8 protein-coding genes are annotated in these 8,251 nt (G+C 71.3%); 5 read left to right on the plus strand and 3 right to left on the minus strand.

The genetic code is table 11. The features are described from left to right. Window positions 1-115: 115 nt before the first annotated feature. Together ACWD4B_RS34140 and ACWD4B_RS34145 are read right to left on the minus strand one after the other, a co-directional pair. Complete coding sequence (locus tag ACWD4B_RS34140) at window positions 116-472, minus strand: WhiB family transcriptional regulator (RefSeq protein WP_171079988.1); 357 nt, start codon at window positions 470-472, stop codon at window positions 116-118. Between the two features lie 178 nt (window positions 473-650). Continuing rightward, window positions 651-1,343 (minus strand): DUF1707 SHOCT-like domain-containing protein, encoded by a 693-nt coding sequence (locus tag ACWD4B_RS34145; RefSeq protein WP_451424417.1) that lies wholly within the window; start codon window positions 1,341-1,343, stop codon window positions 651-653. A gap of 160 nt (window positions 1,344-1,503) precedes the next feature. Here ACWD4B_RS34145 and ACWD4B_RS34150 point away from each other — a divergent pair, with 160 nt between their 5' ends. Next, on the plus strand, window positions 1,504-3,168 hold the full coding sequence (locus ACWD4B_RS34150) for a fumarate hydratase (protein ID WP_451424418.1): 1,665 nt from the start codon (window positions 1,504-1,506) through the stop codon (window positions 3,166-3,168). A 109-nt stretch (window positions 3,169-3,277) separates the two neighbouring features. On the opposite strand, the gene ACWD4B_RS34155 is transcribed toward ACWD4B_RS34150, so the two are convergent. Beyond that, the gene (locus ACWD4B_RS34155) at window positions 3,278-4,783 is read right to left on the minus strand and encodes a ricin-type beta-trefoil lectin domain protein (protein WP_451424419.1); all 1,506 of its coding nucleotides are present in this window, start codon (window positions 4,781-4,783) and stop codon (window positions 3,278-3,280) included. A gap of 140 nt (window positions 4,784-4,923) precedes the next feature. Between ACWD4B_RS34155 and ACWD4B_RS34160 the strand changes: the two genes are divergently transcribed. From ACWD4B_RS34160 to ACWD4B_RS34175, 4 genes are all read left to right on the plus strand, one after another. Further along, window positions 4,924-6,309, plus strand: coding sequence for a class II fumarate hydratase (locus ACWD4B_RS34160; protein WP_451424423.1), 1,386 nt, complete (start codon window positions 4,924-4,926; stop codon window positions 6,307-6,309). Window positions 6,310-6,386: 77 nt separating this feature from the next. Further along, window positions 6,387-7,076 (plus strand): cytidylyl-2-hydroxypropylphosphonate hydrolase, encoded by a 690-nt coding sequence (fomD, locus tag ACWD4B_RS34165; RefSeq protein ID WP_451424420.1) that lies wholly within the window; start codon window positions 6,387-6,389, stop codon window positions 7,074-7,076. A gap of 132 nt (window positions 7,077-7,208) precedes the next feature. Continuing rightward, a complete protein-coding gene (locus ACWD4B_RS34170; RefSeq protein WP_451424421.1) occupies window positions 7,209-7,886 on the plus strand; it encodes a class I SAM-dependent DNA methyltransferase in 678 nt (225 codons plus the stop codon). A 49-nt stretch (window positions 7,887-7,935) separates the two neighbouring features. Continuing rightward, complete coding sequence (locus tag ACWD4B_RS34175; protein WP_451424422.1) at window positions 7,936-8,223, plus strand: hypothetical protein; 288 nt, start codon at window positions 7,936-7,938, stop codon at window positions 8,221-8,223. Window positions 8,224-8,251 lie beyond the last annotated feature (28 nt).

Raw genomic sequence — 8,251 nt, forward strand, 5'->3', positions numbered from 1 at the left:
AGCTACCGCTGGGAGGTACCCCCAGCGGCTCCGCCGCGTGGGCGCGACCAGCCACAACGGGCCGGGCCCCGCCGCAAGTTCGGCGGGGCCCGGCCCGATATAGACACCCCTGCGCTCAGCCCGCGGCAGCGACCCGCGTCGAGCGCTGGAGCTCGGCCTCGCGGCGCCGGCGGCGGGCCAGCACGACCCGGCGCTCGGCGGCCGTCAGCCCGCCCCACACCCCGTACGGCTCGGGCTGCAGCAAGGCGTGCTCCCGGCACTCGACCATCACGGGGCAGCGGGCACAGACCCGCTTGGCGGCCTCCTCCCGGGAGAGCCGCGCGGCGGTGGGTTCCTTCGACGGTGCGAAGAAGAGCCCGGCTTCATCCCGGCGGCACACCGCCTCCGAATGCCAGGGGCCCGCCTGTTCCCGAGCGGAAATCCGCTGGGACGGTACGGCGGCTTCCTGCAGGGGCTGATGCGGTAGCAGCACGGTCTACTCCTGACGACGGCTTAGCTCGGCCGGTTGAGTCACCCTTGCCGTCTCACCCTGCACGGCCATTCGCACCCGCAGCCGTACGAGAGACGATGCACCAAGCTTTACCCGCTGTGCGCGCTCTTATTCACACCGTTGCCATGACCGGAACGCCGCCGGACGCCACGATCTGCGGCTATTGCTCCGACCTGAGGTTCTTGAGCCGCTTGCCCCGACGCGCCTTGGCCTCGACCCCGCCGAAGACCGCAAAACCCGTGATCACGACCACGGGGGCGTCCGGATCCGGCGCCTCGTGGGTCCGGACGTCGAAGCCGCCGAAGATGCCCGTCCCCGTGGAACGCACGGAAACATTTTCCGGAACCTTAATCTCCACCCCGCCGAACACCGCGGAGGCGTTGATCACGATCTCCCGCTGTTCGAAGACCGCCTCGGTCAGATCGATCTCCACGCCGCCGAACATCGCGAAGGCGTTCGTCCGCGCAGGGACCCGCCAGCGGCCCTTGCGCTCGGCGGCGCCGAAGACGGCCACCAGATTCTCCGCGGGCGCGGGGGCGGGGCGCATGGAGGCGTCGTACGGGCGCGCGGAGCCGGCCGGCTCGTGGGGGCGCCGTCCCGCGGGCAGATCGTGCACCAGCGGCTCCAGCTCGCCGAGGGTGCGGGCCTCGTAGACCGCGGCGATCCGCTCGCCGTGCTCCTCGGCCGTGAGCCGCCCCTCGGCCAGCGCCTCGCGCAGGATGTCCGCGACGCGGTCGCGGTCGGCGTCGGAGGCGCGCATCGCGGGCGCCGGAAGACCAGTCGGGGCCGCCGGCCGGCCTTCCGGGGCCTGCGGCCGGTCCTGGGGCCGCTTTTCGAGAGATGACTCATCCACGGGAGCAGGGTACCCAAACGCGATAGATCGCGATAGAGGGCAGGGGTGCGGAGCGCGAGTGAGCCTTACCTCACAAACGTCCCGGCGCCGCGGACGCCTACGCTGGAGGGGCTGTCGAGGAAGCCAGCACCATCATCCGCAGAGTGAGGGAATCGCCGCGATGTCTCGGCCCGAGTTTGCCTATACCGATCTCCTGCCCCTGGGCGAGGACGACACGCCGTACCGCCTCGTCACCGCCGAGGGCGTGTCCACCTTCGAGGCCGACGGTCGCACCTTCCTCAAGGTCGAGCCGGAGGCGATGCGCAAGCTCGCCGAAGAGGCGATCCACGACATCCAGCACTACCTGCGCCCCGCGCACCTCGCCCAGCTGCGGAAGATCGTCGACGACCCCGAGGCCTCGGCCAACGACAAGTTCGTCGCCCTCGACCTGCTGAAGAACGCCAACATCGCCGCGGCCGGCGTGCTGCCCATGTGCCAGGACACCGGCACCGCGATCGTCATGGGCAAGCGCGGCCAGAACGTCCTCACCGAGGGCGGCGACGAGAAGGCGCTCTCGCGCGGCATCTTCGACGCCTACACGAAGCTCAACCTGCGCTACTCGCAGATGGCCCCGCTGACCATGTGGGACGAGAAGAACACCGGCTCCAACCTCCCCGCGCAGATCGAGCTCTACGCGACCGACGGCGGCGCCTACAAGTTCCTCTTCATGGCCAAGGGCGGCGGCTCGGCCAACAAGTCCTTCCTCTACCAGGAGACGAAGGCGGTCCTCAACGAGGCCTCCATGATGAAGTTCCTGGAGGAGAAGATCCGTTCGCTGGGCACGGCCGCCTGCCCGCCGTACCACCTGGCGATCGTCGTCGGCGGCACGAGCGCCGAGTACGCGCTCAAGACCGCCAAGTACGCCTCCGCGCACTACCTCGACGAGCTGCCGGAGGAGGGTTCCCCGCTCGGCCACGGCTTCCGCGACAAGGAGCTGGAGGAGAAGGTCTTCGAGCTCACCCAGAAGATCGGCATCGGCGCCCAGTTCGGCGGCAAGTACTTCTGCCACGACGTGCGCGTGGTGCGTCTGCCGCGGCACGGCGCGTCCTGCCCGGTGGCCATCGCGGTCTCGTGCTCGGCCGACCGCCAGGCCGTCGCGAAGATCACCGCCGAGGGCGTCTTCCTGGAGCAGCTGGAGACGGACCCGGCGCGCTTCCTGCCGGACACCACGGACGAGCACCTCGGCGACGAAGACGTGGTGCGCATCGACCTCAACCGTCCCATGGACGAGATCCTCGCCGAGCTCACCAAGTACCCGGTGAAGACCCGGCTTTCGCTGACCGGCCCGCTGGTCGTCGCCCGCGACATCGCGCACGCGAAGATCAAGGAGCGGCTGGACGCGGGCGAGGAGATGCCGCAGTACCTCAAGGACCACCCGGTCTACTACGCGGGCCCGGCGAAGACGCCGGAGGGTTACGCGTCCGGTTCGTTCGGCCCGACCACGGCCGGCCGCATGGACTCCTACGTCGAGCAGTTCCAGGCGGCGGGCGGCTCCAAGGTGATGCTGGCGAAGGGCAACCGGAGCAAGCAGGTCACCGACGCGTGTGCCGCGCACGGCGGCTTCTACCTCGGCTCGATCGGCGGCCCGGCGGCCCGGCTGGCCCAGGACTGCATCAAGAAGGTCGAGGTCGTCGAGTACGCGGAGCTCGGCATGGAAGCGGTCTGGAAGATCGAGGTCGAGGACTTCCCGGCGTTCGTCGTCGTCGACGACAAGGGCAACGACTTCTTCACCGACCCGGCACCGGCGCCGACGTTCACCAGCATCCCGGTGCGGAGCGCCCCCTAACGGGGCGCCCCGTCAGGGGCGCGGGGAACTGCGCGAGCAAGCACAGCGAACCCGCACCCGAAATCAAGGCAATGGGCCCCGCAACCGCGGGGCCCATTCCCGTACAGGCTCACGCAAAGCTCTGGCTCGAAGAGCCGTCGCACTTCTGGAGCCGCACCGGCTCCTTGGCGCCCGCCAGCGTCAGGCACAACCCCTGCGCCGCCGCAGGCCGGAACGTCGAACCGTCGTGCGTGAAGCGCTGGTTGGCGCCGCCGTGGCAGTTCCACAACTCCAGCGCCGCACCGGCGCGATACGCGCCGCCCGGCACGTCCACACACCGGTCGTGCGTCAGCCCCGAGTGCAACGTCCCCTCGTACCACCACTCCTGGTTGCGCGCACCCGAGCACGGCCAGCCGCCCACCTCGGTGCCGTTGGCCGAGGCCGCGCCGTACGCGTCGATGCACGTGCCGGTGGCCGCGCTCTTCAGCGGGCGGAACGCGTCGTCCCAAGCGCCCTTGTGCAGCACCGGTTTGCCCGTGCTCGCCGGGTCGGCGCAGCCCGCCTCCTGGTAGCCGGAGTCGTACAGCTGCGTCAGGCAGGATGCGAAGGCGCCGTGCCCGCGCTCGTTGGGGTGGAAGGACTGCCGCACGGAGTTGGCGTCCGGCGGGATCGGGTTCGTCAGGTCGATCCACAGGCCGCGGGCCCAGGTGTCCTCCATGCACACCTCGTGCCCGTGGAAGAGGCGGGAGTTGTCGAGGTAGACGGCGCCCGTGTCCCGGGCGGCCCTGTGCATGCCGCGTTCGAAGGCGGGCACGGCCTCGTTGCGCCCCCAGGCCGCGTCGGAGGTGTAGCCGACGCAGCCGCCCGGCAGCTTGCCGGGGTAGTTCGGGTTGTCCTCGATGTCGGGGCCGATGGGGCTGGGGTAGCCCATCACCACGAGCTTGTAGTCGCCGGCCGCGTACCCCGCGTCCGTCATGACCTTGCGCAGGTCGCGCACCGTCTGCTCGACCTTGGGGACGAGCCCGTCGACGCGGGCCTGCCAGCCGGGCTCGTACTTGGGCCGGCACGGGCCCTGCAGGAACAGGTAGCGCTCGACGCAGTCGGTCATGACCGGGCCGAACTGCAGGTCGTCGTTGGCGCCGGCGACGAGCAGCACCATCTTCACGTGCGTGGTGCGGGCCTTGACGGCCAGGTTGTCGCTCTGGACGAGCTCGTCGGCGTACTGCTTGGTGCCGCCGATGCGGATGTTGGCGGTGGTGGCGCCGGAGCAGGCGACGTTGTACGTGACGTCGGCCGGGATCCCGGTGCGGTGGATGGCGGCGTCGGGCGAGCGGTGGCACCAGTTGACGGGGCCGTCGGTACCCGGTTCGTAGACGCCGACGCCCTCGCCGGATATCTCGCTGTCGCCCAGCGAGACCAGCGAGGTCTTGCGCTGGTCGAGCGGGCGCTCCGCGGCGTCGCCGTACAGCTCGGCGGACTCCGCCGCGCGGATCTTCTCCAGTTCGGGGCCGAGCGCGGTGGCGCTCGTGCGGGCGGCCGCGTGGGCGGCGGGGGTGGTGACGGCCATGCCGCCCAGGGCGGCGGCGAGGGCCGCGACGGAAGCGAGGGCACAGCGCAGGGTGGGTCTGCGTGTCATGAAGCCTCCCCGGTGTTTTTTGTTACCCGCGGTATTTACTCGTCAGTTGTGGATTTGGGAACACCGGGAACAGGATTGACGGGGCGGATGCTCTGTTGGTCAGGAGGTTGACGACCATGAACGACAGCGAGAACGCCCCTGTGCAGCAGTACCGCACCGAGCACGACTCCATGGGCGAGGTCCGTGTCCCCGCCCACGCCAAGTGGCGGGCCCAGACCCAGCGGGCCGTGGAGAACTTCCCCGTCAGCGGGCAGCGCCTGGAGCGCGCGCACATCGCCGCGCTGGCCCGCATCAAAGCCGCGGCGGCGAAGGTCAACGCCGAGCTCGGCGTGCTCGACGAGGACATTGCCGCCGCCGTCGCGGAGGCGGCGGACGAGGTCGCCGAGGGGCGCTGGGACGAGCACTTCCCCGTCGACGTCTTCCAGACCGGCTCCGGCACCTCGTCCAACATGAACGCCAACGAGGTCATCGCCACCCTCGCGAGCGAGCGCCTCGGCCGCGACGTGCACCCCAACGACCACGTCAACGCCAGCCAGTCGTCCAACGACGTCTTCCCGTCCTCCATCCACATCGCGGCCACGGCGGCCGTGACCGGCGACCTGGTCCCGGCGCTGGAGCACCTGGAGGCGGCGCTGGAACGCAAGGCGGTGGAGTTCGCGGACGTCGTGAAGTCCGGCCGGACGCACCTGATGGACGCCACCCCGGTGACCCTCGGCCAGGAGTTCGGCGGCTACGCGGCGCAGGTTCGCTACGGCGCCGAGCGGCTGCGCGCCTCGCTGCCGCGCCTGGCCGAACTCCCGCTGGGCGGCACGGCCGTGGGCACCGGCATCAACACCCCGCCCGGCTTCTCCGCCGCCGTCATCGCCGAGGTCGCCCGCGCGACCGGGCTGCCGCTGACCGAGGCCCGCAACCACTTCGAGGCGCAGGGCGCGCGCGACGGCCTGGTGGAGACCAGCGGCCAGCTGCGCACCATCGCCGTCGGCCTCACCAAGATCGCCAACGACCTGCGCTGGATGGCCTCCGGGCCGCGCACCGGGCTCGCCGAGATCGCCCTGCCGGACCTGCAGCCCGGTTCCTCGATCATGCCGGGCAAGGTCAACCCGGTGGTGCCGGAGGCGGTGCTGATGGTGGCGGCCCAGGTGACCGGCAACGACACGACCGTCGCGACGGCGGGCGCCGCGGGCAACTTCGAGCTCAACGTGATGCTGCCGGTGATGGCGAAGAACCTCCTGGAGTCCGTCCGGCTGCTCGCCAACGCCTGCCGGCTGCTGGCCGACCGCACGGTCGACGGCATCACCGCCAACGTCGAACGGGCGCGGGAGTACGCCGAGTCCTCGCCGTCGGTGGTGACCCCGCTGAACCGTTACCTCGGGTACGAGGAGGCGGCGAAGGTGGCCAAGAAGTCGCTCGCCGAACGGAAGACGATCCGCGAGACGGTCCTGGAGGGCGGCTACGTCGAACGCGGCCTGCTGACACGGGAGCAGCTGGACGAGGCCCTGGACGTGCTGCGCATGACGCGCCCGTAAACCCTCCTGCACCCTCCTGCAGGGGATGCGTGCCTTACGTCACGGCGCTCGTTGCCCCGGACACCTAAGATCTGCGCATGACGGCGGACACGGTGAACACGACGGCGGCGGGCGCCGCATCGGCCCCCTGGGCTCCGGGGGACCACATCCTCTGGCGCTACCGCGGCAATGCCACCGACCACGTGCACATCTGCCGCCCCGTCACCGTGGTCCGGGACACCGACGAGCTGCTCGCCGTGTGGATGGCCCCCGGCACCGACTGCGTCAAGCCGCTGCTCGCCGACGGCACCCCCGTGCACCAGGAGCCGCTCGCCACCCGCTACTCCAAGCCGCGCACCACCTCGCTCACCCGCTGGCACGGCCCCGGCGTGCTCAAGCTCGCCCGGCCCGGCGAGCCCTGGTCCGTCTGGCTGTTCTGGGACGACGACTGGCGGTTCAGGAACTGGTACGTGAACCTTGAGGAACCGCTGGTCCGCTGGGCGGGCGGCGTCGACTCGGAGGACCACTTCCTGGACATCGCCGTCTATCCGGACCGCAGTTGGGAGTGGAAGGACGAGGACGAGTTCGTCCAGGCCCAGCGCGCGGGCCTGATGAGCGCCGACCAGGCCGTCCGGGTACGGGACGCCGGGCGGACGGCGGTCGGCCTGATCGAGTCCTGGGCGGCTCCCTTCGACGCCGGCTGGGAGAACTGGCGCCCCGACCCCGCCTGGACCGTCCCCCCGCTGCCCGGCGACTGGGACCGCACACCGGACCGTCTCCCGACCTGACCGCTTGCCGTCTCCCCTCGGGGCAACCGTAGGATCGGGCTCCGCGGTACTCGCAAGGCAGCACGACCGCACGGCAGGTGACGGACGATCACACATCACGTCGCACAGGACAGTCGCAGAGAGGGCGGAGCCGTGAGCGGTGACGACCAGCGGGATGGCTACGACGGCTATGCCCGCTTAGGGCTGGATCGCAGCGGCCAGGCCGAGGCGTTCGACGCCATCGGCGACCGCTACGACGAGGCCTTCCCGCACAAGGAGGGCCAGCTCGCGTCCGGCGCCTGGCTGGCCGGGGCGCTGCCGCCCGGCTCCCGCATCCTGGACCTGGGCTGCGGCACGGGACTGCCGACCGCACGTCAACTCACCGACGCCGGGCACACGGTGGTCGGCTACGACCTCTCCCCCGGCATGCTCGGACTCGCCCGCGCGAACGTGCCGGAAGCCGCCTTCCACCAGGGCGACCTGGCCGCGCTGCGCGACGGCCGGCTGGGCACCTTCGACGGCGCCGCCGCCTTCTTCGCCCTGCTGATGCTGCCGCGCCCGGAGATCCCGCACGCCCTGCGCATGCTGCACGCACTGCTGAGGCCCGGGGGCCTGCTGGCGCTCGCGATGGTCGAGGCGGACGTGGACGACTACGCGATTCCGTTCCTGGGCCACACGATCCGGGTATCGGGATATCTGCGGGACGAATTGCGTGAGGTCGTACGCGAGGCGGGTTTCGAGATCGCCGGGGAAAGCTCGCTGGCGTACGCCCCGGCGAGCACGGACGTACCACCCGAGATCCAGATCTTCCTCAACCTGCGACGCGCCTGACCCGCCCCCTCGGGCGGGTTGCACAGCCCCGACGGATGGAACCCCACGCGTGACGGAGCACCCCAACTCCCACGGAAGCGCCCACGAGCCCTCGCACGCTCCCGCGCACGGGCACGGTGAGGACGCCGCCCCCGGCCGCACCGCGGCCGGGGCGTACGGCACGTCCCCGCGCGCCCACCGCGACCCGGACCCGGCGGCACCGGGCGCGGAGCGCTGCCGTACCGCTGCCGCGGGGGCGGATGCGGCCTCGCGGGCCCGGCCCGCCCCGCCGGACGCCTCGGTCCCGGCGGAGCCCGGCGGCCACGCCGGGCGGCGCGGCCCCGGTTGCTCAGGGTGAGGTGCAGAGATCGGAAGAGCGGCGTGTG

The organism is Streptomyces sp. NPDC002536, assembly GCF_053594995.1.